Genomic DNA, 25,476 nt, shown 5'->3' with positions numbered 1-25,476 from the left:
TGAACTTTGTCGTATCTTAAGAGAGGAAGATACATCAAGGGGATGTTAGGATGCTGATTGAAAAACTATTATTAAATGTTCTAATCATTTTAATGCCGAATTTTATTATGAACGTTTTCTTTGAAAATAGGAAAATGGGGGAGTCACCGTATGTAATAGGTGCTTTACACGGAATTACCCTGTTTCTCTGCATGATTTTTTCATTTTACGATTATGGTCTCTTTTGGGATTTAAGATATGTCCCTTCGATACTTGGATCATTGCAAGGGGGACCCATCGCTGGTGTTATCGTATTTCTTTCCTATATTCTGACAAGAACTTATCTAGGCGGAGACGCCCTTTGGTTTGGTATTTTAAGTGGAGTCTTGGCATTTATCGTCCCTTTTATTTATTCACGGAAATTTTGGAAATACGATAGCAAGAAAAGAATTAAGATGAGCGTGCTGATTACTTTATGGCCTTCATTTGTGATGCTATTCATTTTACTCATTTATATTTTTTCAGCGAATTTAAGCTTTGATGATAGCTGCGAAATCATCATGAATGTCTTATTGTTTGGAGCGATTCAGATTGCATCCGTTTGGTTCGCATCAGTATTGAATGAGATATATGTGGAACGCAAAAATATGAAAAAAGAAATACAAAAGGCAGAAAAGTTAAACACGTTAGGAGAACTTGCCGCATCCATTGCCCATGAAATCAGAAATCCACTCACAGTCGTGAAAGGATTCTTACAACTCATGCATAACCAAGAGAAGGAACCAAACTTTCAATATATATCGTTAGTATTGAGCGAACTAAACAGAGCTGAATCGATTATCGATGATTATCTGAATTTTGCAAAGCCACAGTTTGATAAAATAGAGCGTATTCATCTCTCAGAATCTATTCGAAATGTACATTATCTCTTACAAGCCATGGCCACGAAAGAAGGGGTTGAACTGGAATGCGAACTTGAGGAAGCTGTCTATGTACACACAGACCGCAGCCAGTTGAAACAAGTACTTGTAAATCTCATAAAGAATGCCATTGAAGCAACTCCTGCGAACGGTAAAGTGAGTATTAAGCTGGAGAAACTTTCAGAAAAAATTGTTGTTACGATATCAGATAGCGGCAAGGGGATGGACCCCGAACAACTAGAACGAATAGGCACTCTATTTTACACAACAAAAGACAGAGGAACCGGTTTAGGAACTTCTGTTTCATTAAGAATCATCGAAAAAATGAACGGAACGATTACCTACAAAAGTGAACTTGGTAAGGGGACTGAAGTAGTAATCATGCTTCGAGATAAGAAATCTACTAAAGAGTAAGTTTATGAATCTCAATTTTTGTATTAAGAAAACGTATGCACAAAGAAAGTGGTGAAAGAATGAGAGTCATTTCTTTATGTCCAAGTAACACCGAATTGATGGAGTACTTAGGGTTATCACATATGCTAGTTGGAGTAGATGACTTTTCAGATTGGCCCGAATCCATTGCCCATCTACCCAACTTAGGCCCGGACTTATCCATCAATATGGACCTTGTAGAAGAACTGAAACCAGACTTAGTGCTGGCATCCCTTAGTGTACCGGGGATGGAGAAAAATGTGGATGCCCTAGTTGAACGGGGAATTCCTCATATTGTCTTAAATCCTGCCTCACTTCAGGATATTGAAAATGACTTAGTCAAAACTGGAGAAGCAGTGGGCGAGAAGGAACGAGGGATTGAGGCTGCGAATGAGTTTCGTGAGCGTTTAAATAAGCTGAAGAAACTTTGTGCGCAGTCTCCCAGTAGACCAAAACTCTATTGGGAATGGTGGCCAAAACCGATCTTTACTCCAGGCAAACACAATTGGTTGACGGATATATCTGAAGCAGCAGGAGCGGAGAATACTTTTGCTGATGTGGAATTGGCAAGTGTACAGACGGATTGGGAAGACGTAGTGAAACGAAAACCGGATTATATTTGCTTGGCATGGGTCGGTGTCAGGAAGGAAAAGGTTCAGGAGAATATTGTTTTGAAACGTCCTGGTTTTGAGGAGTTAGGCTTGCCAAGTGAAGAGCGAATACTGATTCTTGAAGAAGAGTTGTACTGTAGACCTTCACCTAGATTGTTGGATGGGTTGGAGAAGTTGATAGGATTGATTCATGGGAAGAGTTAAAAATGATTGTTTGAATGTAAGGGACCTGTCCCCTAGTGCGCATGTGTCAAATAACTAATGGCCTGTCCCTCATTCCGTTGAAGTCTTAATGGAATGTAGGACTGGCCTTTATGTGATTTTATCTGTGTTGGTCCACAAGAATCTGATTTCCATCTGGATCTTCTATTGTAAAATATGCGGGTCCTTCACTTGATTCATTTGCTTCAGTTAGCATTTTGATTCCTTTTTCTTTAAGTTGTTTTTGAATTTCTCGAATGTCTGTAAACGACTCGAGATTTTCGGCATTTTCATTCCATCCCGGATTAAATGTCATGATGTTTTGTTCAAACATCCCTTGGAATAGTCCAATAATGCAATTTTCATTCTTCATAATAAGCCAATTCTGGGTAATATCTCCGCCAAAAACTTGAAACCCGAGGTTTTCGTAAAAAGATTTGGAGATTTCAATGTCTTTAACATTTAAACTTACAGAAAATGCGCCAAGTTTCATTTTTTTACCACCTTTTTAATGATTAAGATTCAGATATTGTTAGCAATATGGAAAACTTTACATATTAAAAGTATAATTGAGTTCTACTAAATAAACAATCTTGAGTAAGGGGTATGACTCGCAGTGCGTAATGGGGGACAGGCTCTGAATTTAGGTGAGTTGTATAAAGAGTGGGAGAAAATGAAGACAATACTAAAAGCTACTTTAATATCTTTACTAGTATTAACGGCATGCTCAAATGAAGCATCGCTTCCAACAAAAGAGGAACCCAAGAAAAAATCTGAGGAAAACATTTTAATAACGGATGACGGAAGGATCACTTTTAAGGTATTCAATACTGTGAAGGCACCGAAATCAACTGTAGACTCCATAAAAAAAGGAACTCTCAACCGCCTATAATAATATACATCAGTATATCGATACGGGCTATGTTCCATCCCAACGAATAAATGTCTTTCTTTTGGAGGGAGATCAACCATCATGGGGGCTCAGGTCCGAAATTAAGTTGTACTCAATTAGAAAAGGGCAATATCCCCTTGTTCATGAATTAACACATTCTTTATTAGGGTATGGCGATAACTTTGATTCAAGTAAAGGGTATATCACCCAAGAGGGATTCGCAATATTTATGGAAAACAAATACGGCAAGCAGGAATATCCTGTCCATAAAGTCATGAAGAATTTTGTCATGTCTCAAAAAACGATTCCTTTACATAAATTAGTCAGTGTCGAAAGTGATGATGCTTTATTTCGTACACCAATAGTGGAGTTCAAAGATTTGAGTCTCCAATGGATGAGTTATACACACGCCGGGTCATTTGTCACATATTTAATCGAAACTTATGGATTAGAAAAATTTGAAAAGGTATATAACCAAAGCAGTCTGGACAAAAAATTCCAAGAAATTTATGGGAAAACGACTGAAGAGTTAGAAAAAGAGTGGTTACTGTTTATTGACGAGAATTATGAAGAACTAGATACTGAAGACAAAATGAAAATAGATTACTTTTATGAAAAGATTTCGGCAGTCGATTTAATTGATAAAGAAATTTTCAAAAGATCATAAGATGGTGTATGTCCCTTAGTCCGTTAAAGTTTTTGTGGAATAGGGAACAGGCATTGCTTTCAAATATTGAATAGGAGTGTTCCTTGATGACAGATAGTAGAAAGAATCGTAAGGTTGATGGGTTTTTAAGAAAAACTAAACAGTGGAAAGAAGAATTTGAGGCATTGAGAAATATAGTTCTTGACTGTGAGTTGACCGAAGATATTAAGTGGATGCATCCTTGTTACATGTTTGAGAACAAAAACATCGTTTTAATACATGGATTTAAAGAATATTGTGCGCTTCTTTTTCACAAAGGTGCCTTGTTAAAGGATACTCATGGAATTCTAATCCAACAAACGGAGAATGTACAGGCGGCACGTCAGATTCGGTTCACCAATGTCCAAGAAATAATTAATATGGAACCCATTATAAAGGCCTATATTCATGAAGCCATTGAAGTTGAAAAAGCCGGTTTGGAAGTAGAATTCAAAAAGACAACAGAATACATAATTCCTGAAGAACTTCAAAATAAATTTGATGAAATGCCTGACTTAAAAACTGCTTTTGAAGCATTGACTCCAGGACGTCAAAGAGCATACCTCCTTCATTTCTCTCAAGCCAAACAATCCAAAACTAGAGTGTCTAGGATTGAAAAATATGTGCAGCAGATTCTCAATGGTAAGGGTTTAAGTGATTAGGATATTCTATGAGAAAGACGGAAAGGCTAAGTTCTTATAAAGTTGTTGTTTTAACTATCGAGGGCTGTTTTGAATTTGTAAACTCACCAGGGGCCTTTGGTGTTTTCGCACTCAACACATGTTGAGTGTGTGGCGAAGATTGTTCTTGCATAATATGGGAGCCTTATCCATTCGTGGATAAGGCTCTTTTTGTAGCGATAATTTCACTAATTGAAGTGGTATTTCGGTTCTCGAGTGATACGCAGGAACCGTCCCCATGTCTCATGATGCTAAGGTATAAATCAAACATTTGAAAAGCCTTCATATTTTTTAAATTTGAGGAGTTAAGATTTATTTAACATATTATGTGGGAAAACTATCCTATACTGACTTTGAGGAGTGAGAGGATGTTCGTGAAAGGGAACATTATTGCAGGTGAATTTGATTCGACTATCAATGAATTTTCCTTACAGAAAGTTAAGGATTTCGAAACAGAGTCGGTCCTTAATGAAGACCAGTTAATTAATATTTATCATTATTTAAAAAAACATCAGCATGAAGAGGATGGGCAAATTATTACTTTATACGATCAAATGCTTGTACGCTTAGCACAGAATGAAGTTAACCAGTTAATTGTCGATTTAGAGAAAGTAATGTCCTTGTATCACTGATACATATAAGAGTATTTTGTACGTACTAAAGAAGCAGACCCCACTGGATCTGCTTCGTTTTATGATGGATTTGTTGACCATAATCCAGCTGTTTTAATGAATACTCTTGGATTAAATTTTAAACTAGCCACGACTAATTCTGCAAGGTCTTCTGGGTGCATAACGTTTTCTTCATTGCCTTTAACAAGATTTGTATCAATGGCTAAATCTGTAACGACCGTACTTGGTGTTAAAGCAGTAACACGGACATTATGTTTTCTTACTTCTAGCATAAGTGATTCTGTTAGCCCTAAAACAGCGAATTTAGAAGCACTGTAAGCACTTGTAACAGGAGCACCTTTTTGGCCAGCAGATGAAGAGATATTGATGATATCTCCTGATTTTCTTTCGATCATTCCTGGTAATACTGCTCTTGTTACATTATACACACCCATTAAATTGACTTGGATGATTTTTTCCCATTCTTCTGGTGTTAGATCAAGGAACCCACCAAATTTAGCAACACCAGCATTGTTGATTAGGATATCAATTGGTCCTAAGTCTGATTTGATATGTTCAACAGCATGGGTAACGGATTCAAGATCTGTCACATCTGCTGTTGCTGCAGAAACCTTTACATCAAATTGTGCTAGTTCAGCAGCTACCTTTTCTAGATTAGACATATTTAAGCCGATTAGGCCTAAATGAACGCCTTCTTTTGCTAAGGCGATAGCAGTAGCACGTCCAATGCCTCTTCCTGCGCCAGTAACTATTGCAGTTTTTCCATTTAAAGAAATCATTTTATCACTCCTAAAATTTTTACAAATTGAAGTAGTTAATTCTAACAGAAAGACCGCAATCTTGCATGGAAACAGCTTGCGGTCTTTCCTATTTAGAACTCGAGGAATAATATATTTATTCTAAATTGGCGTGTCTACCGTACATCTTATTGGTATCCAAACCTTTTTTCTCCATGAACCGAAGAATCACAGCGTCGTAAAATAGTAAAAGTGTTTGCTCAAATAATGAGCCCATTGGTTGAATCGTCTTAAAATCATTCGCCGACTGATCTTTAGGTGAGCCAGGCAACTTAATTGTGATATCTGCTAATTGTCCAATAGTGGACTCAGGGAAAATGGTTACAGCTGCAATCGTCCCACCGATGCTTTTTGCTTTCTCAGCCATGGAAACTAAACCTTTTGTTTCTCCTGAACCTGATCCAATGATTAAGATGTCATCTTTTTCAAAGTTAGGGGCTACTGTTTCGCCAATCACATAGGCATCAATCCCCATGTGCATCATTCGCATGGCGAATGATTTGGCCATAAATCCAGATCTACCTGCGCCTGCAACAAAGATTTTTTTTGATTCAAGAATCCCATTTACTAATTTTTCAGCTTCATCATTCGAAATTAAATCTACAGAGCGATTTAACTCTTTTATGATATCAGCTAGGTATTGAGTTGTATTCATGATCTGAATTACCCTTGATTAATCATTTGTTGCATTTTGGCAGCAGCAGCTTTTTTATCAGCTTGTCCAGTTATCCCGCCACCTACAATGACAAGGTCTGGTTGTACTTTGATGACTTCTGGAAGTGTTTCTAATTTAATACCGCCTGCGATTGCAGTTTTAGCATTTTTTACAACACTTTTGATAGTTTGTAAATCTTCAAATGAGTTCTTTCCAACAGCTTGAAGATCGTAGCCAGTGTGCACACAAATATAATCAACACCCATAGCGTCCACTTCTTTTGCACGTCCAGCAAGATCTTTTACAGCAATCATATCAACAAGGATTTTTTTACCTTGTTTTTTCGCTTCTTCAACAGCACCTTTAATAGACATATCTTCAGCAGTTCCAAGAATTGTGACGATATCAGCACCTGCTTCAGAAGCTTTCATTACTTCATAACCAGCTGCATCCATGATTTTTAGGTCTGCTAATACCTTTAAGTTAGGAAATGCTTTTTTAACTGCTTTTACAGCATGAAGACCTTCGTTAATTACAACCGGTGTACCGATTTCAACGATATCAATATGTTCCTCTACTTCTTTTACCAGCTCAATTGCTTCTGGGATATTTACTAAATCTAATGCTAATTGTAATTCCATCTGTATTCACTCCTATAATTTTTTTATTGTTGTACAGTGATAATATCTACAAAGGGTAATAATACTTTTACAGTAATATTATCCTTATAGTGCATTTTCTGTACCTGCCAGCAATAAAGGATATCATGTTCTCTCGCTGAACAATTGCAAGTATACAACGTATATAATAACAATAAAAGTACGCACTTTTATTTTACATAGTGATAAAAAGTATACTATGAGACAAACCGCTTATATAGTCTTACTATTAACTTTAAAAGAAACAATGCACCATTTCGCATGACCTATTTTCTGTATAAGTTGCTTGATAATTGCCCAAATTGTCATTGTAGATGTTGTTTATAAAAATCTCTTATTAATAAAGACATTTCTAGCTGGGGGATTGAATGAATAAATTTTTTAACTATATTCTTTTAACAGTAGGAGCGGCTATTGTAGCAATGGTATTAGAAATGATATTAGTGCCAAATGGGCTGGTAGATGATGGGGTAACTGCCTTATCAATTATGGCAAATGCCATGTGGGGCTTACGCCAAAAGCTTCAACACATAAAGAATAATGTTCTCAACAAATTTATACATATTTTTTTGTGGCCAGGGAGAGGATGCTCATCCTGGCTTTTTAATTTGTTTAACACAAAAATCGATGAGTTTATTTCCTTTAGTATACATTTTGTTATTATGTTATTTTTTTATCACTATTTAAATAAAAAGTGCGTACTTCCATTTAAAAAATATAGGTTTTATACTTACATCTTGTTGCAAGATTGGATTCACGAAATACTGTGGTTATTGATCAGTCATCTGATCTTCCGCATTCAGTTTACTACATTGAAAGGGTGATAGTATGTTCGGGTTACATGCAAAGCATTACAAAGTTTGTTCAAGATGCCTAACCTTCACATCGAATAATGCTTATTGTCCAAAATGTGGTCATTCGCATTTTAGGGACATCATTATTACGGTCCAATCAGGTTCAAATAAAAATATGGCTAAGCCAGGGGTTGGCTATCAAGAGTGAAGCAGTTTTTTAATAAATGCATAAGTGAAATTTTTATTTTTGGAGGTATGTAAAATGGAGGCAATGACATTTGTCTTATTTGGGGCGACAGGGGACTTAGCAAAAAGAAAAATCTTCCCGGCTCTATATAATTTATTTTTGGATCAAAAATCACCTCTGCCCATCTCAATTATTGGGGTGGGCAGAGGAGATTTATCAGATACTGATTTCCAAAACCATGTGAAAGATTCCTTAAAAACATTTTCTAGACGATTACTAAATGACGATTCAAACCTTGAAATGTTTATCCGTGCCTTTCGGTATAGCCATGTAGATGCTATCAAGGCTGAAGGATATAAAGGATTACTTGAACTCGTTAAAAAACGTGAAGAAGAATTGAATATTCCAGAAAATCGTATGTTCTACCTATCTGTTGCTCCAGAGTTTTTTAATGTGATTGCTTACAACATTAAAGAGAGTGGTCTAGGTTCTACTATAGGTTGGAAACGTCTAATTATCGAAAAACCGTTTGGACATGACTTAAAATCAGCTCAAGAATTAAACGATAAACTAAGTAAAGCTTTTGATGAAGAAGAAATTTTTCGCATCGACCACTATCTTGGAAAGCCGATGGTACAAAACCTGGAAGCGTTAGGGTTTGCAAATCCAGTGCTTCAAGCATTATGGAACAACCAATACATTGCAAATGTGCAAATTACTGCAAGCGAAACAGTTGGGGTTGAAGAGAGAGCTGGTTATTATGATCAAGCTGGGGCTATTCGCGACATGTTTCAAAATCATATGCTGCAAATGTTGATGATGACAGCAATGCAACTGCCAAAACAAATTAGTGCAGAAGAGATCCGCAATGAAAAGAGAAAAGTAATAGAATCACTTCGTCCATTAAAGAAAGAGGATGTGGTGAATCATGTGATTCGAGGTCAATATGGTCCTGGTGAAATCCAAGGTAAACCAGTTGTTGGGTATACAGGAGAACCTGAAGTTGCGCCTTCTTCTTTAAACGACACATTTGTGGCTGCCCGTCTATGTGTGGATAATGATTTTTGGAATGGGGTTCCTTTCTATATCCGTACAGGAAAAAGAATGACAGAGAAATCCACCCGAATTGTGATTGAATTCAAAAATACTTTAAAGGATTTGTATAGGACTCAAGAAGAAGAAACTGCGCCAAATCTTTTAGTGATTGAAATCAATCCAAACGAAAGTGTTTCATTACAATTAAATAGTAAAAACCCATTAAACAATGGGAAAATCGAACCAGTCAATGTTGATTTTTCTGCTAAGCAAGCAGATGTTCCTGAAGCGTATGAGCTTTTAATTTACGACGCAATGCGTGGCGACTCAACGTTCTTTGCACATTGGAAAGAAGTGGAGTTGTCTTGGAAATGGGTACAGCCTATCTTAGAGGCTTTTGAGGAAAATACAATTCCCCTTCAATTATATCCATCAGGGTCAATGGGACCAGATGCTTCCCATCAATTATTGGCGGAGGAAGGATATAAATGGTGGTAGTAATAAAAGATGAGAATATTTGTAGATTATTAAGGAGGAAATGAACATGAAAGTTGGATTAATTGGATTAGGAAAAATGGGATTAAACTTAGGTCAAAATTTAATTGATAACAAGCACGAAGTAGTAGCTTTCGATGTAAACGGAAGTGCCGTTGAAGAAATGAAGAAATACGGTGCTCAAGGTACATCTGATTTAAAAGAACTTGTTGAATCATTAGAAAAACCAAGAGTTGTATGGATTATGGTTCCGCATGCTGTGGTAGATTCAGTAATTGATGAAATGACACCATTATTAGGCACTGGAGATATCGTAATTGAAGCTGGGAATTCTCACTATAAGGAATCCATTCGCCGATATAACCAGCTAAAGGAAGTAGGAATTCACTTTATGGATGCCGGTACTTCTGGTGGAATGGAAGGTGCTCGTAATGGAGCATTTTATATGATTGGTGGAGACCCTGAAGCCTGGAGCATTGTGGAACCTATTTTCAAGGATACAGCTGTCGAAAACGGATTTATCTATGCTGGTATAGCAGGGAGCGGTCATTTCTTAAAAATGGTTCACAATGGAATTGAATACGGTATGATGGCAGCGATTGGTGAAGGATTCGAGGTATTAGAAAAAAGCAAGTTCGATTTTGACTACGAAAAAGTGGCTAGAGTGTGGAATAACGGCTCAGTTATTCGTTCATGGCTCATGGAGTTGACTGAACGTGCATTTTCAAAAGATGCAAAGCTAGATGAAATTAAAGGGATTATGCACTCTTCTGGTGAAGGGAAATGGACAGTTGAAACAGCTTTAGATTTACAAGCAGCCACTCCTGTTATCGCAATGTCTCTTTTGATGCGTTACCGTTCATTAGACAGCGATACTTTTACAGGTAAAGTGGTAGCTGCATTAAGATACGAGTTTGGTGGACATGTTGTTGAAAAAAACTAATAGAATTACAACTGTCACATTTAATAGAAAAAGAGTCAATAAAAATAGGTGAAGAAAAATAGCTCATTATTTGTGAAATGGTAATGAAAACAATGAATATGATGGTTGAAAAGGATGTGAAGTTCATGAATGTATTAGATGCAAAAATGATAAATACTCAGTATGGTATAGAAACTTATCTAGATCTATTGAAAAACGTTGAAGTGAAAGACATTCAATATATTACAGAGACAGCTTCTTTTTACGAAATCACTATAGGTGTAGAGTATTTTCGGTTAAGAAATGAAAATTATTATAATAGTGAAAAAAGATATTTTAAGATGCGAATGAATTCTGATTTAAATGCTATTACTATAATAGAAACAAAAGGAGAAAGTTTATTTGCTGTGAAAAATGAATTTGAAAGATCCGCAACAAAGGAACTGATTGGAGAGTGGCTAATAAAAAGCAATGCTTTCAGAAAAGTTCTTAATGATTTGATAGCTGAAAAGAAAATGGAAAACGTCAAAACTGAGGAAAATATAATAGGAAAAATAAGGTTCCTGGAGAAATTACTTGAAATCACAACAGAAGACATTTTAAGTGCTCGTGTTGAGAGATCTCATTAACCATTAAAATGATAGAAAATTTATTTGGAGTATGTTTTTTAGAAAAGTTAAATAGGGAATCCCAAATGGTATGAATTCCCTATTTAACTTTTGCTTCTATTTCTGTAATGCATCTTCCAATCAAGAAAATTTGTTTAACTTTTCCAATCATATAAGATTCCCTAATAAACATGAGTAAGAAAACGATAATATATTTATCTTGCCAGGAACATTTAACAAATAAAATTGATGTAAATGGCTATTCTAATCTGTAATAGCTAGGAGGGATGATAAAATGGAACAAGTTAATCACCATACTAAAATTAATGCATCAGAATATGCTGTCATTTGGTCACAATATGTTAATGACAGTTTGTCACGATGTATTCTTCGCTATTTGTTACATGATGTAAAGGATGAAGATATTCGCGATTTACTGGAATTTGCCTTAGAATTATCAGAAACTCATTTAGAAAAAACGAAGCAATTCTTATCCTTAGAAAATCTTCCAATTCCAATAGGCTTTACAGACGAAGATGTCACAGTAGACGCTCCTAGTTTATTTACTGATACATTTAAGATTGTTTATTTACATATTATGACAATTCACGGTTTGACGAGATATGCTGGTGCCACAAGTGTTTGTATACGAGAGGATGTTAGAAAATACTTTATTGAATGTACTTCGCAATCATTGGAACTATATGATAGGGTAACTAGTGTTTCCTTAAATAAGGGAATTATTAACAAACCTCCTACTTTAAACAATCAACAAAAGATTGATTTTGTTAGGAAGCAAAATTATTTAACTGGTTGGTTTGGGAAACGTAGACCTATTAACGCAATTGAAATCAGTGGTGTGCATCTTAATATGCAGAAAACAATGGTGAAAATGGTATTGGAGTTAGGATTCAGTCAAGTTTGTCAATCTAAAGAAGTACGAGATTATATGGAACGTGCTCGTAAGCTTTGTATTAAACACTTTGATATTCTAAGTTCAATGTTAAAAGAGGAGAATCTTCATGTTCCAAAGTTATTTGAAACAGAAGTAACAGATTCAACAGTTCCACCCTTTTCAGATAAACTTATGCTATTTCATATAGCGACACTGCTTTCTGCAGCAATTGCTTATTATAGTGAGGCATTATCAATGGGACAAAGAAGAGACTTAACGGCAGATTACGCACGAATGAATAGCGAAATTGCCTTAATTGCTGAAGATGGTATAAATCTATTAATAGAAAAGGGATGGATGGAACAACCTCCCTCTGCCACTGATCATGAAAGTTTGGCAAAGAATTAGATCAATGATAATTATGCTTTATGAAAAAGAAAGGACCTAGTTATGATGGGTGTCAAAATGGTTGATAAAAAAATAGTCGGTGAAAAAGCAGCAGAGTTTGTTAAAGATGGCATGGTTGTAGGGCTTGGTACGGGTTCGACAGTTTTTTATACCATACAAAAGCTTGGTCAGCTAGTGAAGGAAGGCCTTTCCATTAAAGGTATTCCAACTTCTGTTCAAACGGAAGAATTGGCTAAAGAATTAGGCATTCCACTTACAAGCTTTAGTGAAATAGAAAGTATAGATATTGCTATTGATGGAGCAGATGAAGTCAATTCAGAATTAGAACTAATCAAAGGTGGTGGCGGCGCACTTTTAAGAGAGAAAATCATAGCGAGAGGAGCTAAAACATTTATTGTTGTAGCAGATTCATCTAAAAGGGTAGAGAAATTAGGTGCGTTTCGATTGCCTGTAGAAGTTATTACGTTCGGTTATGAAATGACAGAAAAACATATTAGAGCCATTGGTTTAGTCCCGGAAATTCGATTAAACGGTGAAACTCCGTTTATTACTGATAATGGGAACTATATTTTTGACTGCCAAATTCCTGAGCAAGTTCAGCCTGAAATGTTAGAACGAATGCTTAACATGATACCGGGAGTAGTTGAAAATGGGTTGTTTGTTGGAATGACTGACTTAGTTATCACTCTGGATCCAGAAAAAAATGTTGTCATGTTAAGAAAGTAATTATCTTTAGAGAGAGACTTTGGGTCCCTCTCTATTGTTTTATTAAATCTTTACTATGATTCTACCTCTTGCTTGTCCTTTTGAAATAGTAGGTAAGGTTTCAGGTAAATCTTCAAGTGTAATTTCTTTATTCACAGTTTCAGAAAGAGTAGAAGGTTTTAAATCGGTTTCCATTCGATTCCAAAAAAATTCCTATGGCCGTAATCAACCATCAATGCTTTAAATTGTTCCATCATTCTTTAACTTCTTTCTTGAACAACACAATAGAATTATATATTCATTGCTAATAAATATGTATGGAATAATATTACAAGTACATACTTTTATTTTATATAGTGAAAAAAGTATACTGTGGGTTATAATAAATTTGGAGGTGAAGTGAAATGTCACGAATGCAGGATAAGATGTTTAATTGTGAAAAAGAATTAACTCTTTCCGTTATCGGTGGTAAATGGAAGATGCTTATACTATGGCATTTAGGAAAAGAGGGAACGAAGCGATTTGGTGAACTGAAAGCTCTTATACCAGGGATCACGCAAAGAATGCTAGTTAATCAATTGCGAGAACTGGAAGAAGACTTGATTGTAAACCGCGAAGTCTATCCCGTGGTTCCTCCAAAAGTAGAATACTCCCTTACTGAACAAGGAAGAAGCTTGATGCCGATTCTCGATGCAATGTATAACTGGGGGAAAGATTATATGGAAACTGCTGGGTTGAATCCTTTAGTACGACAAGAGTCGATTAGGTAAATTTTAACTGGTGATTTAAGGTTGACTCCGGCCAAGGGGGCAACCTCTTTTCATGATAATTTAATAATTATTTTTAGTATTTTGTAATGCCTCAAAATAAAGCTGATAATTAACTTTTATTTTCATTTTTCCCCAAGCCGCTAACCATACCTTTTCGCGATGGGTTTGGAAAACTAACTGAACCAACTCATCCTTATTGTAAACCAAATAGATGGTTAAATATTAAAGAAAAGAATTATTTCGCTCTATAAGCATCTATGGTAATGATTCGGAAAAATTCTAGAATCTTTTAATTAGGTAAACACCACTACACCATTCTAACTGCGATCACCATCCAACCCACGTGGAAGCAGTCACTAAACTTGTATTAAAAGAAGGCAACTGCCCCTTCTGGGAGTTGCCTTCACAAGCAAAAATCGGCCGTTTTTTAAAGGGAGCCGATTTTTTTAAAAAGAAGATTTTACAATGTTAATTCAAATTGTTTGGAATAGAGGTGTGAATAGGCTCCATCATTAGTAAGTAACGCATCGTGTGTTCCTTCCTCCACAATACCTTCCTCCGTCAATACAATGATCCTCTGTGCATTCCGGATTGTGGAAAGGCGATGGGCTATGGCGATGGTTGTACGCCCCTTTGCAAGCATTTCCATTGATTCCTTGATGATACTTTCACTCTCGTTATCCAGTGCACTCGTTGCTTCATCTAGAATAAGAATTGGAGGATTCTTAAGGAAAACGCGGGCGATGCTAAGACGCTGCTTTTGTCCGCCCGACAGCCTGACTCCTCGCTGGCCAATTTCGGAATGGTAACCGTCTGACAGTTTCATGATAAAGTCATGTGCATTAGCACACTTGGCTGCAGCGATAATATCCTCATCACTCGCTTCAGGATTTCCGTAGCGGATATTTTCCATCACCGTTCCTGCAAATAGGTAAACATCCTGCTGAACGATCCCTATGTTCTTTCTTAATGAATAGAGGTCGATATCACGGACATCGATTCCGTCCAGCATTACCTTGCCGTCTGACACATCATAAAAGCGGGGGATGAGCGAGCAGAATGTCGTTTTTCCTGCACCAGACGGGCCAACCAAGGCAACATACTCTCCTGGCTGTATTTTCAGTAACATATTATCAAGGACATGGTTCAAATGGTCTTCGTACCGGAAATGAACATGCTTAAACTCAATTTCGCCACGGACTTGCCTTAGTGTAACTGCATTCGGTTTGTTTTCGATTGCGGGCTGTAGATTCATTATTTCCGTAAAGCGTTGGAAGCCGGTGATTCCTTCCTGGAATAGCGTGCTCATTTGAGCCATTTTTTGAATTGGTTCAAGCATAAAGTTTATATACAGCATAAAAGTGATCAAATCTGCTAAATCCAATGTATTTTTCAAGATGCTTGAGCTTCCGAAGATGATTACCGCAATCGTTATCAACTGGATGAGCGTTTGTAATCCATTGTAAAAGTTAGCCTCTGTCTTATAGAAGCTGATCCTACTTTCAAGGAAACGGCTATTTTCGCGGTTGAACTTCCCTATTTCTACCTGCTCATTGGCAAAAGATTTAACAACCCGGATGCCAGCCAGACTATCCTCAACCTGGGCATTTACGTCTCCAATTCTTTCTTTGTTTCTTATTAATGCCTTGTTTTCAATCTTATTGAAATATAAAGTAAAGAATCCCAGAATTGGCAAAAAGGAGAATACGACAATCGTTAATTGTGCGTTAATAAAGAACAAGATGAAAAAAGCTCCGATAAACCGGACGAGATATTTAAGGTAATCTTCAGGCCCGTGATGGTAAAGCTCAGAAAGGAAAAGTAGGTCGTTTGTTATCCTAGACATAAGCTGTCCGGTCTTTTCCTTGTCGAAAAAGCTGAACGAAAGTTTTTGCATATGCTCAAACAAGTCGCTACGCAGATCGCTTTCCATGCGCGCTCCCAATTCATGACCCTTGTAGTCCACAAAGTAGTTTGCGAGATTCTGGATTGCGGTTAAGACAAGCATTAGCCCGCCGATCCAATAAACTTTATTTAATGCTGTTAATAGGTCCCCCTCCAGTACATCCTTCGTAATATACCGGACGAGCAACGGAAATAACAAGGACAATGCAGATACCAAAAAGGCACATGTCAAAATGGACAAAAACAATTTAAGATACGGCTTATAATATGAAAAAAATTTTTTGACTGGAAAATCCATGAGATACCCCTTTATGTGTTATTTAAATAAACACATATAAGGGGGTACACCGTTACAATTTAAGAAGTGTTTCCCCCTTATATATTTGCACGGTTTTGTTCATCATTTTTTTCATGTAAAATTCCTCCTCGATCGTTGATATGAAAATTATAAAGGATTGATATATATAAAGTACAGAATATTTAAATAATTCTTCTTTCCTATGGCCATGTTGAGGATATGGAACTTGTCCTAAAACGAATAGACGATAATTTTAAGAAGAATGACTTTCCAAAGAAACGGATAAATAAATAAACTCCCCACCATCTCTCAAGTGTTGCCACATACACTCTACACATTTGGAGTGTGAGAACAAAAAAGTGATTGACTCAAGTCTTTCGGCCCCAAACACTAGTATCAAACAAACCTGATAATTAAAATAGAATTAGCTTGTTGATCTATAAGTCATTACATGAAAGTTTTAGTTTTGGATTCTTACCTAATCAATAAACCAGCACAAGAAACCCGCTCTTCACCAATAAGGAGCGGGTTCGTTTTTTTGATTGATTAAATTCTAGGCATAGAAAGTGCAAAAAGTCACCCGGCACTGTCTACTTCGTTTTTTTCCATGATGTTAGAAATCAATACATTTTAAAGTGTTATGGCAAAATGCGGCTTGCTATAGTGGCTTACTCCGCTTCCACCTACGATTACTTTTCCATCCTTATGGAATATTAGTAGTTTGCGAGAGCCATCTATGAGTAAAACTTCTACTTCTGCGTGATCTGATTTAGCTATATAAATGACATAGCCACTTTGGGAAAGAGTTGTTCTCCAATTTCTATCAAACTCTGATCTTACCACTCGGTTGGTTTTCCCAACGCCCTGAACTTGGGTTTTTCAATTTAATTCCCTCCTATGAATAGGGTAGGATATCCATTCACTTCTTTATAGGTGTTACTATCGCATTTTATTCAAAGTTGGTGAATTTGCATGGACAACCAATATGGATTCTGAAAATCTTTTGAGTTTAATGGAGGAATAGGACTTTGTTTCTGTGAAACAAGTTAAGAAAGTAAAAAAAACCCGTTCACCATCAATGATGAACGGCTTTGAATCTAGTTAGAGGATGGTGTGTTTTCCGGCACTTTCCAAAGAAGCACACCACCTATCACAAATAGTATGATTAAACTGAACACACCGCTGCTTGTATTTCCGGTGATGTGCGCTGTGACCCCGACAAGGAAAGGTCCGAGAATTGCTGCGAATTTATAAAAGATATTATAAAAGCCAAAGAATTCATTTGCGGATTCTTTTGGAACGAGTCTTGCGAAGTATGCACGGCTTAATGCTTGAATTCCTCCTTGAGAGGACGCGACCATCATCGCTAGAATCCAGAAATCAAGCGTCGTTTCTAAGAAAAAGGCATAAATACAAATCGTAATATAAACTCCGATTCCGACGAGAAGCATCTTTTTCCCCGAGTAGATTTCTGAAAGCTTTCCGTATAGGATTGAACATGGTGCAGCGACAACCTGTGTTGCAAATAAGATAATTAATAAGTTCGTTGAATCAATTCCTAAATCTGATCCATAAGCTGTTGACATTGTGATGATTGTATCGACGCCATCGATGTAAAAGAAATAGGCGAGCAAGAAAAGGAAAAGGGCACGATGTGCTTTGATATTTTTCAATGTCTTAAGCATTCGTTTAAAGCTGTGCTGGATGGGATTTGCAACTCGTTCCACGTAGTAGACCTGTTCGACATTTTTTAGCATTGGGATGGTAAATAGGCCCCACCACAGAGCAACGATTCCAAATGCTAACTGACTTGCGACACCGACAGTAAACGGAAGAATTTCCTTTTGAGATAAAATGATAAGCGCGATTGAGATGATAAAAGGGATTGTACTTCCGATGTATCCCATAGCAAAGCCACGAGCAGAGATCCGGTTCATCCGTTCTTCACTTGTTACATCGACCAGGAAGGCATCATAAAAAATATTAGCCCCTGCGAAGCCGACGACGGTGACCATATAGCAGATTAAGAGAATCAGCCATTGCTGAGACGGAATTATCGACAGCAACACTGTGAAAATGAGTCCTAATGATAGAAAAAATGTAAAAAAGCGTTTTTTGAATCCTTGGTAATCGCCAATGGTGCCTAAGATTGGGGCAAATAGGGATATAAGTAAAGTAGCAAAGGAATTTGCGTAACCCCAGTATGCCGTTGAAGTTGAAGCAGCGATGCCAGCCTCAGTTGCTGCGGCTTTAAAATATAATGGGAAAATTGCGGTCGTGATGATGAGGGTATAGGCAGAGTTTGCCCAATCGTAAAACACCCAGCCATTTTCTTGTCGGGAAAGCTTTTTCATTTGTTCATCTCCTTTTCTGTGAATATCTCTTTCTTAGCTTGAGAAAAAACAATGGTGAAAAGGGAGGAATTTTACGACAAATCCAATAAATCCTCGATTACCTTGCCATCGGTTTCGCCAAGGCTGACCCCAAGAAGTTTGGCGAAGATAGGGCCCTCATCTACGAGATGCATTCCTTTAATCACTGCATTTGAGCGGATTCCTTTTCCAGCTGCCATAAAGATGGTTGAATAATCTTCTTTTTCAGGTGAATAACCGTGTGTAGCCATTGTGTATTTTTTATCAGATTTAATGTCTTGAGGAGTTATCTTTTTTACGTAATCACCCTCGAAATCTTCTAAGAAGTAATAGCCTTTGCGAGCTTCAATCATGAATGAACATTCCGGATCAGCTCCTTTACTCGCTGCCTGTTCCCCCGTCAGAATTCGCTCAATTCCATTTTTCTCATCGCAATGGAGTTCTTCTAAGATGTTCTTCACTTTCAAGATCGTATCACTGTCATTCTTGTTTTTAACATAAATATATGCGGAGCCATCACAACTTTTGCAGTAGGCCTGCCAATCTTTTAATTTGCCTTTTTCATTTACGGTTATCAAGCCGTGTTGATGAAATAAGACATTGATGTGTAGGGCGTGATTTTCATCCAAAGCACTATGGTCACCTAGCAAAACTAAAGTGCTATTCTCAGAGATTCCAGCCTCCTCGATGGCTTCCGTGATCCGTCCGAGACGATGGTCGTGCCTATGAAGGGCTTCAGTTGCTTCTGTCGATGAAAACCCATGATAGTGACGCATCGAATCTAAATCTGTGAAATGGACCAGTAGTAGATTTGGTTTCTTTGTTTTTATCGTATGTACGGTTGATTCAAGAACGAAGTCATCGAGTTCCGGTTGCATAATTCCTCTTCGTAACTTACCGAATCGTCGATTAAGATCGATTTGATAGAAAGGACTTCCGTTCATTAACGAGACGAGTATTTGATTTTGCCAAGGGCGGTTTGGGAAAATTTCAGGCATGTTGTAGTCAATATTCGCTTTTGCTGTAACAGGCCATAACAGGGCTGCCGTTGTCATTCCGGCTTTTTTTACTTCGTCATAAACAGTCGTACCCTTGATGGCTTGTCTATGCCAATTCCAATCAGGCGATAACCAACCCGGCTGAAGGAGTGTGTTATTGATGACTCCGTGACGGACAGGATAATTCCCAGTAATAATGGATGTATGACAAGGGTAGGTGACAGATGGATAAATGCTTTTGACTTGTGGGGCGAGAGCCGCTTTCTTCATGAATTTTTTAAAATGAGGCAGTTCTTGCAATATAGGCAGATCTAAAGCAGATAAACAATCGAAAGAAATGACGATGAGATGGTCAGTCAGGCGTTTCATGAAAATAACCTCCAGTTAGTATGATACTATTGTACATTAGAAATCAGACAATTTTATACAATTTTTTTAACTGGAGGTTGTTGAAATCCTACAACTTGAAAAAGTCCTCGAAGCTATCGAGTTGGTTGTTTTGTTTTTCCAAAGCGAGAGAAGCACCTAGTAATTCACATGAACACAACAAGAACAATAAGAAAAATCCTATCATTGTTTACCACTCCTTTACGTTTGTTTAGAATATAAAGTATGAAACGCGTTACATAGCAAGCGATTTACGATGAGGAAGTGCAATTATGAGTAATATCCGTGACATTGCGAGATTGGCAAATGTGTCCGTTGCAACAGTATCAAGGGTTTTGAACGATCACCCGTATGTGAGGGAAGATAAACGGGAAGCGGTTTTAAAAGCGATGGAAGAACTTAATTACCAGATCAATATCAATGCTGTTCATCTGGCGAAAGGAAAAACGGACATCATTGGTGTCGTGATTCCATATATCAATCATCCGTATTTTAGTACCATTTTAGAGGGGATTGCTGAGGAAGCCCAGAAGTCAGGATTAAAGCTGATGATCATTCAAACCGACTACACGGCGGAAAAAGAACTGGAAGCACTCGATATGCTGAAGCTAAAGCAAGTAGATTCACTGATTATTACTTCTAGAAGCATCGATCTTGAAGTGGTTCAAGACTATCTAGCTTATGGTAAAATTGTGCTTTTTGAAGAAATTGGTGATGAGCGATTTTCATCGGTTTTTATTAATCATTACGAAGCTTTTCAGGAAGGAATGAAGCTTCTGATTGATAGCGGGCACCGTCAGATCGGCTATTGTGTAGGAAGGCATAAAGGCACAAGCAGTTCGAAAAGAAAACAAGCCTATCAAGATGCACTAAAGGAAGTAGGCGTAGAAGTATCGGAGGAATGGACTTTTGGTGAATGCCTTTTTTTAGAAGATGGAAAGAAGGTCATTGAAAAAATGCAATCGCTAGATTCTCAACCGACAGCCTTGATTGTGACAAACGACATGGTCGCAGCCGGTGTCTTTTTAGAAGCGCAAAGAGCAGGTTTGACTTATTTAGCTATATTAGGTTTTGAAAATCATCCTATTTCAGAAGCACTTGGGATCTCAACGATTTCTCTTCCGTTAAAAGAAATGGGGCGTATGGCTTTAAGGTTCAGTACTACTAACGAGGAAACAAACACGAACAAAGAACTTTCATATGAAGTGATAAGAAGAAACACGGTATAAACGAGATGACAAATTCAAAAGTAGGGGGAAATCAACTGATTTCACCTAATTTTTTTGTATTGAAAACGTTTTTTATGAAATCATCAGGAAAAAAGAATGAAGAATCATATTTGAAGGACATTAAATACAAGGAAATAAGTAGAATGGGGGAGTTAATAAATGAATTTCTTACGAGCTGTTAGTATCATTCTTATTTCAGCCATTTTTATACTACCGTCATTGTCTTTATACTATTTGTTAGGGGATAATCAATATTTGTTTATGTACGTCTTACCTTTAGGGATGATAGTCATAAATGTTTTTCATATTATGATCATCATTAAATTAGTATCTACATTTCAAATCGGTAAATGGAGATATCTCTTTTATGTTCCCTTTATCAATGGCATAACTTATTTCCTACTTATCCAACCAATCATATCAACTTTAAATATACCAATGATACAGGATTCGGAAGACTATGGATTAGGACTCCTGTTGATCGCTTATCTACCATTGCATTGGATCGTTTTTATTATTGGCTTTCTGAGGGGAAATTCTAAAAAGAAAAGCATCAACAATAAAGTTTAAAACTAAGTTCAAGCGAAAAGGAAAGCTTTATCCTTTAAGTTTTTGGCCATTTCCAAAAGGTAAAGGGAAACAGAATAAAAGAAAGCTAACCAATATCAGTCACCAGAATAGAGGAGGCTGATTTTTGGTTTAGCTTTTCTTTTTTGTTTTGTTACTGGTAAAACGCAAAACCGCTCCCAATCCCTTAATTTTGAAAAAACACACGACTTACAATGTCCTCCACTGTGCGAATACGCATCTCAAGGAATTCTTTTTCGTCCAATGCTCTTTCATAAAATTTAGATATGGCACTTCGATGGGAATAGAAGAAGTAACAAGCACCCAAAAGGGAAACTAAATAATCGACCGGTTCTTCAACTTCTCTGATTTCCTTCTTGGCTACTCCTTCAAGGTATAATGCCATACTCATTTGAAAAAATAGGTTTTGTTCGTACAGTTTGTCAAAGATAGCATTGCTTTTATAAACAGCTTGATCCATGATTTTGATAAATTGCGGGTTATGATGAAGAAAAGTTGTGAAGTGCCTGATCAAAAGTAACATTTTTTCCCTTACTGTTAATGATGTGGGCAATTGCATTTCTTTAGGTGCTGCTTTAGCAAACAAATAGTTGATCGATGCGACGTAAAGTTCTTCTTTACTTTTGAAATGGTAATAGATAAGTGCTTTATTTACGCCTGCCTCGATTGCAATCCGGTCGACTCGCGCCCCGTCATAACTCTTATCAGCAAATTCGACTAATGCAGACTCCAAAATCTTCGCTTTACCTGTAACGTTTTCTGTCATGTCTTTTTCTCTTCCTTTTGATTAAATATGATTCACTTGCATATTCGAATTTTTCTTACTAATCATTTCAGTAACTGCCCAAGCACTATCATATGATGGCAATGCCAATCCACCACGACCAGCTGTAGAGTCTCCGACAAAAAAGAGGGATTCTACACACTTGCTTTTAAAGGGAAGGAATTGATTTCCGGTATGCCTTGCGATCCCATTTACCATAGCCCTATTGATTATTCTTGTTCCTACTATGTGCTCTCTCCATCCTGGATAAGCATGATCAAGAATTCTTTCTATCGATTTTTTGGACTTCTCCGCATGTTGATCATCTTGTTGCTCATCTTTGGTTAGAAATTTTAAACAGGAGAGCAATTGCCCGTTATTTGTAACCGATGAAGGAACATTTAAGGTGTAATCATTAATATAAACATTATCGTCCAAATCCAAGATGTTGGTGATATCTCTTCTTAAAGATTTAGAAAGCATTAAATCGTAAACATATACAAATTGTGGTGTTTGCTTCAGGATGGGGGAGAGTTCATTTATGAGTGGATCATAATTAACAATTTTCTCTAAGAAGTGAGGAGGCAAATTTATTATAACTGTATCTGTGGTTAATGTTTGATCATTGGTTTTAACTCCGACTATCTTTCCTTCATTTATTACAAGATCCTGGACCTTACAACCTAAATGTATTGTTCCATTATGTTTCATGATTTGTTCCTTTAATTTTTCCAATAATTCTTGATAGCTAGCATAAGCAAGTGGTTGCAATGTTGAATATTCACAGTTTGCAAGTTCGACAAATGCATTCATAGAATAACAATCCAGGGCTCCATCATACACACTTAGAGTAGCATACGCCTTGATTACCTTTGCAACAGAGGGATCTTTGATATTTTGATTGATCCAACTTTCAACAGTTAGATATTCGTCGAAGATAGGCTTTGCCTTGACCATTTGGATAAATTTCTTAAAAAATACAAAATGATTTATCACCCCATTAATAGCTGGTGAAGTCAGTGAGGCTGGCCCTAAGGGTGACGAAACGACCTTGCCGTTATTAAATAACTTAAATTTCGAAAGACTCATTTTGTTATATTTTAAGTGAATGTTGAGTTCTTTGAAAATGCTGCTTACTGGATGTGCTTTTGGTGCCAAGATGGCATGAGCCCCATAACTTAAGGTAAAGCCGTCCTTTTTTAATACGTGTGACCGCCCCCCTAAAATAGGAGATCTTTCAACTACGGTTACTTGATGTCCTCTTCCTGCCAACAAACCGGCAGTAAATAAACCACCTAACCCAGCTCCAACCACAATGACCTTTTTCATAAGAATCACCTCATGGATTATTTTTCCTATTTCCAATTTAGACTAACTAGTTAGTTTAGTCAATAGGCAACATTCTAATTGGGTGCTGAGATATGGGGAACGAAAATATCGCATAAATTGGACGATTTTATAATATGAATATATTAGTACAATGAAGATTAGTTGATACCGAAATAAACCTAGATAAGAGCAAGCTTTGAACAGTAATCCTTTACACAAATGAATGTTTTCAATTGTTAGAAGACAAAAATGTTGTCTTTTTCCAACAAAAAATGCATGGGTCCGGGAAGGATTCATGCATTTTTTATTGAAAATAAGGGAATTGGACAATAATGCAACTGCACTATCATAAGAATAATAGGGGGAATAGTAGTGGATGAAAAATCCATTTTAGACAAACTGATTGATCAAACACGAAAAAAATTAACTCCTATGGTAGTAATGATGTGTGGAGTAGCAGGTTCAGGAAAGACTACATTTGCTCAACAGTTAGAAAAGGAAGGGTTTGTGCGCCTTTCTATAGATGAAGAAATATGGACTACTAATGGACGATACGGCATTGATTTTTCAGTGGAAATGTATGAGAAATACAAGGAAGATGCTGAAGCAAAATTGCGTGATCAGTTGGTAAGTTTAATTCAAAATAAACAAAATGTCGTAGTGGACTTCAGTTTTTGGCAGCGTTCAAAAAGGCAGGAGTATAAACAGCTTATTGAATACTCTGGCGGAGAGTGGATACTTATTTATTTGAAAGTTCATCCAAATGATTTACGCGAGAGACTTAAAATACGAAGCAAACGGTTTGATGCTAATGCGGCTTTTACAATTACAGATGAAATTCTAACTTCCTTCTTGAATGGCTTCGAAGTACCAGTAGGTGAAGGGGAAATCTTGATCGAACAATAAAGAAGTATTTTACTTTGAAATAATGTAGACGGTTGTGCTACTGCATTAACGATAGTTTCCTTTTCTTACACAAGTAGCAGGCAGTATGTGAAAGAATGTTTAACTTCTAAACTGTAAGATTTCAAGGAAATGCTGATGCATTTAATGAAGTTAGATGATGGATTCAAATTGGGGCGGAGAAGAAAGATGCAAATATTATTGATTCGTCACGGAGAATCAGAAGATGACTTTTTAGAGGAAAATTACAGTGGTTCACTGATTTGTCCCTAACTCCAAAGGGACTGAAACAAGTAGAGAAAATGTCACAAAGAGTTTTGAAAGAGTTCCCACCTGATGTTATATGGAGTAGTACATTAAGAAGAGCAAGTGAAACTGCTGAGAATTTATCAAAGACGATCGGATGTTCTGTTAAATACATGGATAATTTAAGAGAACAACAGGAAACTGAAAGTGAATTAGAGTTTAGGTTACGCGGGGAAACCGTTCTTTCAACTATAAAACAAAATAGTGATGCATTTAATAGAATTGTAGTAATTTCTCATGGGGGAATGATAACTAAAATGATTGAAAGCTTCCTTCAATTACCGACCCAAAATAATAAATGGTTCCACACAAATAATACAGGAATTCATTTCTTGGAATATTATAAAGGCCATCAAATCATTAAATTTGCCAATAGTACATCTCACTTAGACTAAAAATGAAAGGTTTTAGTTAGGCACTTTTTTAAGTTCCGCAA

27 protein-coding genes and 1 pseudogene are annotated in these 25,476 nt (G+C 36.8%); 17 read left to right on the top strand and 11 right to left on the bottom strand.

What is annotated here, in order from left to right:
- Window positions 1–50 precede the first annotated feature (50 nt).
- Together BMZ31_RS11195 and BMZ31_RS11190 are read left to right on the top strand one after the other, a co-directional pair.
- Window positions 51–1,313: an ATP-binding protein gene (locus BMZ31_RS11195; protein ID WP_090831822.1), complete on the top strand. Its 1,263-nt coding sequence runs from the start codon at window positions 51–53 to the stop codon at window positions 1,311–1,313.
- A gap of 59 nt (window positions 1,314–1,372) precedes the next feature.
- Window positions 1,373–2,146, top strand: coding sequence for a cobalamin-binding protein (locus BMZ31_RS11190; RefSeq protein WP_090831821.1), 774 nt, complete (start codon window positions 1,373–1,375; stop codon window positions 2,144–2,146).
- A gap of 118 nt (window positions 2,147–2,264) precedes the next feature.
- On the opposite strand, the gene BMZ31_RS11185 is transcribed toward BMZ31_RS11190, so the two are convergent.
- Window positions 2,265–2,636: a VOC family protein gene (locus BMZ31_RS11185; protein ID WP_090831820.1), complete on the bottom strand. Its 372-nt coding sequence runs from the start codon at window positions 2,634–2,636 to the stop codon at window positions 2,265–2,267.
- 180 nt (window positions 2,637–2,816) lie between these two features.
- Here BMZ31_RS11185 and BMZ31_RS11180 point away from each other — a divergent pair, with 180 nt between their 5' ends.
- From BMZ31_RS11180 to BMZ31_RS11165, 4 genes are all read left to right on the top strand, one after another.
- Window positions 2,817–3,035: a hypothetical protein gene (locus BMZ31_RS11180; protein ID WP_139205945.1), complete on the top strand. Its 219-nt coding sequence runs from the start codon at window positions 2,817–2,819 to the stop codon at window positions 3,033–3,035.
- A gap of 229 nt (window positions 3,036–3,264) precedes the next feature.
- Window positions 3,265–3,702 (top strand): gluzincin family metallopeptidase, encoded by a 438-nt coding sequence (locus BMZ31_RS11175; RefSeq protein WP_139205944.1) that lies wholly within the window; start codon window positions 3,265–3,267, stop codon window positions 3,700–3,702.
- An 86-nt stretch (window positions 3,703–3,788) separates the two neighbouring features.
- Entirely contained in the window at window positions 3,789–4,382 is a 594-nt protein-coding gene (locus BMZ31_RS11170; RefSeq protein ID WP_090831817.1) for a YdeI/OmpD-associated family protein, read from the top strand.
- Between the two features lie 386 nt (window positions 4,383–4,768).
- Window positions 4,769–5,032 (top strand): hypothetical protein, encoded by a 264-nt coding sequence (locus BMZ31_RS11165; RefSeq protein ID WP_090831816.1) that lies wholly within the window; start codon window positions 4,769–4,771, stop codon window positions 5,030–5,032.
- Between the two features lie 59 nt (window positions 5,033–5,091).
- On the opposite strand, the gene BMZ31_RS11160 is transcribed toward BMZ31_RS11165, so the two are convergent.
- From BMZ31_RS11160 to hxlA, 3 genes are all read right to left on the bottom strand, one after another.
- Complete coding sequence (locus tag BMZ31_RS11160) at window positions 5,092–5,811, bottom strand: 3-ketoacyl-ACP reductase (RefSeq protein ID WP_090831815.1); 720 nt, start codon at window positions 5,809–5,811, stop codon at window positions 5,092–5,094.
- Window positions 5,812–5,926: 115 nt separating this feature from the next.
- The gene (gene hxlB / locus BMZ31_RS11155; RefSeq protein ID WP_090831814.1) at window positions 5,927–6,484 is read right to left on the bottom strand and encodes a 6-phospho-3-hexuloisomerase; all 558 of its coding nucleotides are present in this window, start codon (window positions 6,482–6,484) and stop codon (window positions 5,927–5,929) included.
- A gap of 8 nt (window positions 6,485–6,492) precedes the next feature.
- Complete coding sequence (gene hxlA / locus BMZ31_RS11150) at window positions 6,493–7,125, bottom strand: 3-hexulose-6-phosphate synthase (protein ID WP_090831813.1); 633 nt, start codon at window positions 7,123–7,125, stop codon at window positions 6,493–6,495.
- Between the two features lie 386 nt (window positions 7,126–7,511).
- On the opposite strand from hxlA, the pseudogene BMZ31_RS20740 reads away from it, so the two are divergent.
- The 6 genes and pseudogenes from BMZ31_RS20740 to rpiA all read left to right on the top strand — a co-directional run.
- A pseudogene (locus BMZ31_RS20740) lies at window positions 7,512–7,655 on the top strand (YitT family protein); the annotation flags it as partial.
- A gap of 544 nt (window positions 7,656–8,199) precedes the next feature.
- Window positions 8,200–9,657 (top strand): glucose-6-phosphate dehydrogenase, encoded by a 1,458-nt coding sequence (gene zwf / locus BMZ31_RS11140; protein WP_090831811.1) that lies wholly within the window; start codon window positions 8,200–8,202, stop codon window positions 9,655–9,657.
- A 46-nt stretch (window positions 9,658–9,703) separates the two neighbouring features.
- Window positions 9,704–10,597 carry a phosphogluconate dehydrogenase (NAD(+)-dependent, decarboxylating) gene (gene gnd, locus BMZ31_RS11135; protein WP_090831810.1) on the top strand — a complete coding sequence of 298 codons (894 nt, stop codon included), beginning with the start codon at window positions 9,704–9,706 and terminating at the stop codon, window positions 10,595–10,597.
- Between the two features lie 125 nt (window positions 10,598–10,722).
- Entirely contained in the window at window positions 10,723–11,205 is a 483-nt protein-coding gene (locus BMZ31_RS11130) for a hypothetical protein (RefSeq protein ID WP_090832013.1), read from the top strand.
- Between the two features lie 274 nt (window positions 11,206–11,479).
- A complete protein-coding gene (locus BMZ31_RS11125) occupies window positions 11,480–12,487 on the top strand; it encodes a DUF3231 family protein (protein ID WP_090831809.1) in 1,008 nt (335 codons plus the stop codon).
- A gap of 57 nt (window positions 12,488–12,544) precedes the next feature.
- On the top strand, window positions 12,545–13,213 hold the full coding sequence (rpiA, locus tag BMZ31_RS11120) for a ribose-5-phosphate isomerase RpiA (protein ID WP_090832012.1): 669 nt from the start codon (window positions 12,545–12,547) through the stop codon (window positions 13,211–13,213).
- Between the two features lie 42 nt (window positions 13,214–13,255).
- Here the strand turns inward: rpiA and BMZ31_RS20920 are convergent, their stop codons facing one another.
- Window positions 13,256–13,387: a hypothetical protein gene (locus tag BMZ31_RS20920; RefSeq protein WP_302846844.1), complete on the bottom strand. Its 132-nt coding sequence runs from the start codon at window positions 13,385–13,387 to the stop codon at window positions 13,256–13,258.
- Window positions 13,388–13,596: 209 nt separating this feature from the next.
- Between BMZ31_RS20920 and BMZ31_RS11115 the strand changes: the two genes are divergently transcribed.
- Window positions 13,597–13,962: a transcriptional activator HxlR gene (locus BMZ31_RS11115; protein ID WP_090831808.1), complete on the top strand. Its 366-nt coding sequence runs from the start codon at window positions 13,597–13,599 to the stop codon at window positions 13,960–13,962.
- A 460-nt stretch (window positions 13,963–14,422) separates the two neighbouring features.
- Here BMZ31_RS11115 and BMZ31_RS11110 read toward each other — a convergent pair whose 3' ends face one another.
- From BMZ31_RS11110 to BMZ31_RS11095, 4 genes are all read right to left on the bottom strand, one after another.
- The gene (locus BMZ31_RS11110) at window positions 14,423–16,165 is read right to left on the bottom strand and encodes an ABC transporter ATP-binding protein (protein WP_090831807.1); all 1,743 of its coding nucleotides are present in this window, start codon (window positions 16,163–16,165) and stop codon (window positions 14,423–14,425) included.
- Between the two features lie 630 nt (window positions 16,166–16,795).
- Complete coding sequence (locus tag BMZ31_RS11105) at window positions 16,796–17,008, bottom strand: hypothetical protein (RefSeq protein ID WP_090831806.1); 213 nt, start codon at window positions 17,006–17,008, stop codon at window positions 16,796–16,798.
- Between the two features lie 254 nt (window positions 17,009–17,262).
- Window positions 17,263–18,519, bottom strand: coding sequence for an MFS transporter (locus BMZ31_RS11100; RefSeq protein ID WP_090831805.1), 1,257 nt, complete (start codon window positions 18,517–18,519; stop codon window positions 17,263–17,265).
- 71 nt (window positions 18,520–18,590) lie between these two features.
- Entirely contained in the window at window positions 18,591–19,904 is a 1,314-nt protein-coding gene (locus BMZ31_RS11095) for an alkaline phosphatase family protein (protein ID WP_090831804.1), read from the bottom strand.
- 290 nt (window positions 19,905–20,194) lie between these two features.
- Here BMZ31_RS11095 and BMZ31_RS11090 point away from each other — a divergent pair, with 290 nt between their 5' ends.
- Window positions 20,195–21,151: a LacI family DNA-binding transcriptional regulator gene (locus tag BMZ31_RS11090; RefSeq protein ID WP_090831803.1), complete on the top strand. Its 957-nt coding sequence runs from the start codon at window positions 20,195–20,197 to the stop codon at window positions 21,149–21,151.
- A gap of 159 nt (window positions 21,152–21,310) precedes the next feature.
- The gene (locus BMZ31_RS11085) at window positions 21,311–21,721 is read left to right on the top strand and encodes a hypothetical protein (protein ID WP_090831802.1); all 411 of its coding nucleotides are present in this window, start codon (window positions 21,311–21,313) and stop codon (window positions 21,719–21,721) included.
- A gap of 184 nt (window positions 21,722–21,905) precedes the next feature.
- Here BMZ31_RS11085 and BMZ31_RS11080 read toward each other — a convergent pair whose 3' ends face one another.
- Window positions 21,906–22,505 (bottom strand): TetR/AcrR family transcriptional regulator, encoded by a 600-nt coding sequence (locus tag BMZ31_RS11080; protein ID WP_090831801.1) that lies wholly within the window; start codon window positions 22,503–22,505, stop codon window positions 21,906–21,908.
- A 21-nt stretch (window positions 22,506–22,526) separates the two neighbouring features.
- Window positions 22,527–23,831 carry a phytoene desaturase family protein gene (locus tag BMZ31_RS11075; RefSeq protein ID WP_090831800.1) on the bottom strand — a complete coding sequence of 435 codons (1,305 nt, stop codon included), beginning with the start codon at window positions 23,829–23,831 and terminating at the stop codon, window positions 22,527–22,529.
- Window positions 23,832–24,203: 372 nt separating this feature from the next.
- Between BMZ31_RS11075 and BMZ31_RS11070 the strand changes: the two genes are divergently transcribed.
- Window positions 24,204–24,737 carry a P-loop nucleotide/nucleoside kinase family protein gene (locus tag BMZ31_RS11070; protein ID WP_139205943.1) on the top strand — a complete coding sequence of 178 codons (534 nt, stop codon included), beginning with the start codon at window positions 24,204–24,206 and terminating at the stop codon, window positions 24,735–24,737.
- Window positions 24,738–24,997: 260 nt separating this feature from the next.
- On the top strand, window positions 24,998–25,435 hold the full coding sequence (locus tag BMZ31_RS11065; RefSeq protein WP_254778748.1) for a histidine phosphatase family protein: 438 nt from the start codon (window positions 24,998–25,000) through the stop codon (window positions 25,433–25,435).
- Window positions 25,436–25,476 lie beyond the last annotated feature (41 nt).

The organism is Bacillus sp. cl95 (assembly GCF_900115925.1).
Classification (GTDB): Bacteria; Bacillota; Bacilli; order Bacillales; family Cytobacillaceae; genus Neobacillus_A.
The sequence above is the reverse complement of the archived record's forward strand: the minus strand, read 5'-3'. Positions and strand labels throughout refer to the sequence as shown.

Coding starts and splice junctions, on each gene's coding strand:
- BMZ31_RS11190 (WP_090831821.1), top strand. CDS start 1,373: ATGAGAGTCATTTCTTTATGTCCAAGTAACACCGAATTGATGGAGTAC.
- BMZ31_RS11095 (WP_090831804.1), bottom strand. CDS start 19,904: ATGAAACGCCTGACTGACCATCTCATCGTCATTTCTTTCGATTGTTTA.
- BMZ31_RS11160 (WP_090831815.1), bottom strand. CDS start 5,811: ATGATTTCTTTAAATGGAAAAACTGCAATAGTTACTGGCGCAGGAAGA.
- hxlA (WP_090831813.1), bottom strand. CDS start 7,125: ATGGAATTACAATTAGCATTAGATTTAGTAAATATCCCAGAAGCAATT.
- BMZ31_RS11185 (WP_090831820.1), bottom strand. CDS start 2,636: ATGAAACTTGGCGCATTTTCTGTAAGTTTAAATGTTAAAGACATTGAA.
- BMZ31_RS11075 (WP_090831800.1), bottom strand. CDS start 23,831: ATGAAAAAGGTCATTGTGGTTGGAGCTGGGTTAGGTGGTTTATTTACT.
- BMZ31_RS11180 (WP_139205945.1), top strand. CDS start 2,817: ATGAAGACAATACTAAAAGCTACTTTAATATCTTTACTAGTATTAACG.
- BMZ31_RS11195 (WP_090831822.1), top strand. CDS start 51: ATGCTGATTGAAAAACTATTATTAAATGTTCTAATCATTTTAATGCCG.
- BMZ31_RS11130 (WP_090832013.1), top strand. CDS start 10,723: ATGAATGTATTAGATGCAAAAATGATAAATACTCAGTATGGTATAGAA.
- BMZ31_RS11100 (WP_090831805.1), bottom strand. CDS start 18,519: ATGAAAAAGCTTTCCCGACAAGAAAATGGCTGGGTGTTTTACGATTGG.
- gnd (WP_090831810.1), top strand. CDS start 9,704: ATGAAAGTTGGATTAATTGGATTAGGAAAAATGGGATTAAACTTAGGT.
- BMZ31_RS11175 (WP_139205944.1), top strand. CDS start 3,265: ATGGAAAACAAATACGGCAAGCAGGAATATCCTGTCCATAAAGTCATG.
- BMZ31_RS11115 (WP_090831808.1), top strand. CDS start 13,597: ATGTCACGAATGCAGGATAAGATGTTTAATTGTGAAAAAGAATTAACT.
- BMZ31_RS11125 (WP_090831809.1), top strand. CDS start 11,480: ATGGAACAAGTTAATCACCATACTAAAATTAATGCATCAGAATATGCT.
- rpiA (WP_090832012.1), top strand. CDS start 12,545: ATGGTTGATAAAAAAATAGTCGGTGAAAAAGCAGCAGAGTTTGTTAAA.
- BMZ31_RS11090 (WP_090831803.1), top strand. CDS start 20,195: ATGAGTAATATCCGTGACATTGCGAGATTGGCAAATGTGTCCGTTGCA.
- hxlB (WP_090831814.1), bottom strand. CDS start 6,484: ATGAATACAACTCAATACCTAGCTGATATCATAAAAGAGTTAAATCGC.
- BMZ31_RS11165 (WP_090831816.1), top strand. CDS start 4,769: ATGTTCGTGAAAGGGAACATTATTGCAGGTGAATTTGATTCGACTATC.
- BMZ31_RS11085 (WP_090831802.1), top strand. CDS start 21,311: ATGAATTTCTTACGAGCTGTTAGTATCATTCTTATTTCAGCCATTTTT.
- BMZ31_RS11170 (WP_090831817.1), top strand. CDS start 3,789: ATGACAGATAGTAGAAAGAATCGTAAGGTTGATGGGTTTTTAAGAAAA.
- zwf (WP_090831811.1), top strand. CDS start 8,200: ATGGAGGCAATGACATTTGTCTTATTTGGGGCGACAGGGGACTTAGCA.
- BMZ31_RS11080 (WP_090831801.1), bottom strand. CDS start 22,505: ATGACAGAAAACGTTACAGGTAAAGCGAAGATTTTGGAGTCTGCATTA.
- BMZ31_RS20920 (WP_302846844.1), bottom strand. CDS start 13,387: ATGGAAACCGATTTAAAACCTTCTACTCTTTCTGAAACTGTGAATAAA.
- BMZ31_RS11110 (WP_090831807.1), bottom strand. CDS start 16,165: ATGGATTTTCCAGTCAAAAAATTTTTTTCATATTATAAGCCGTATCTT.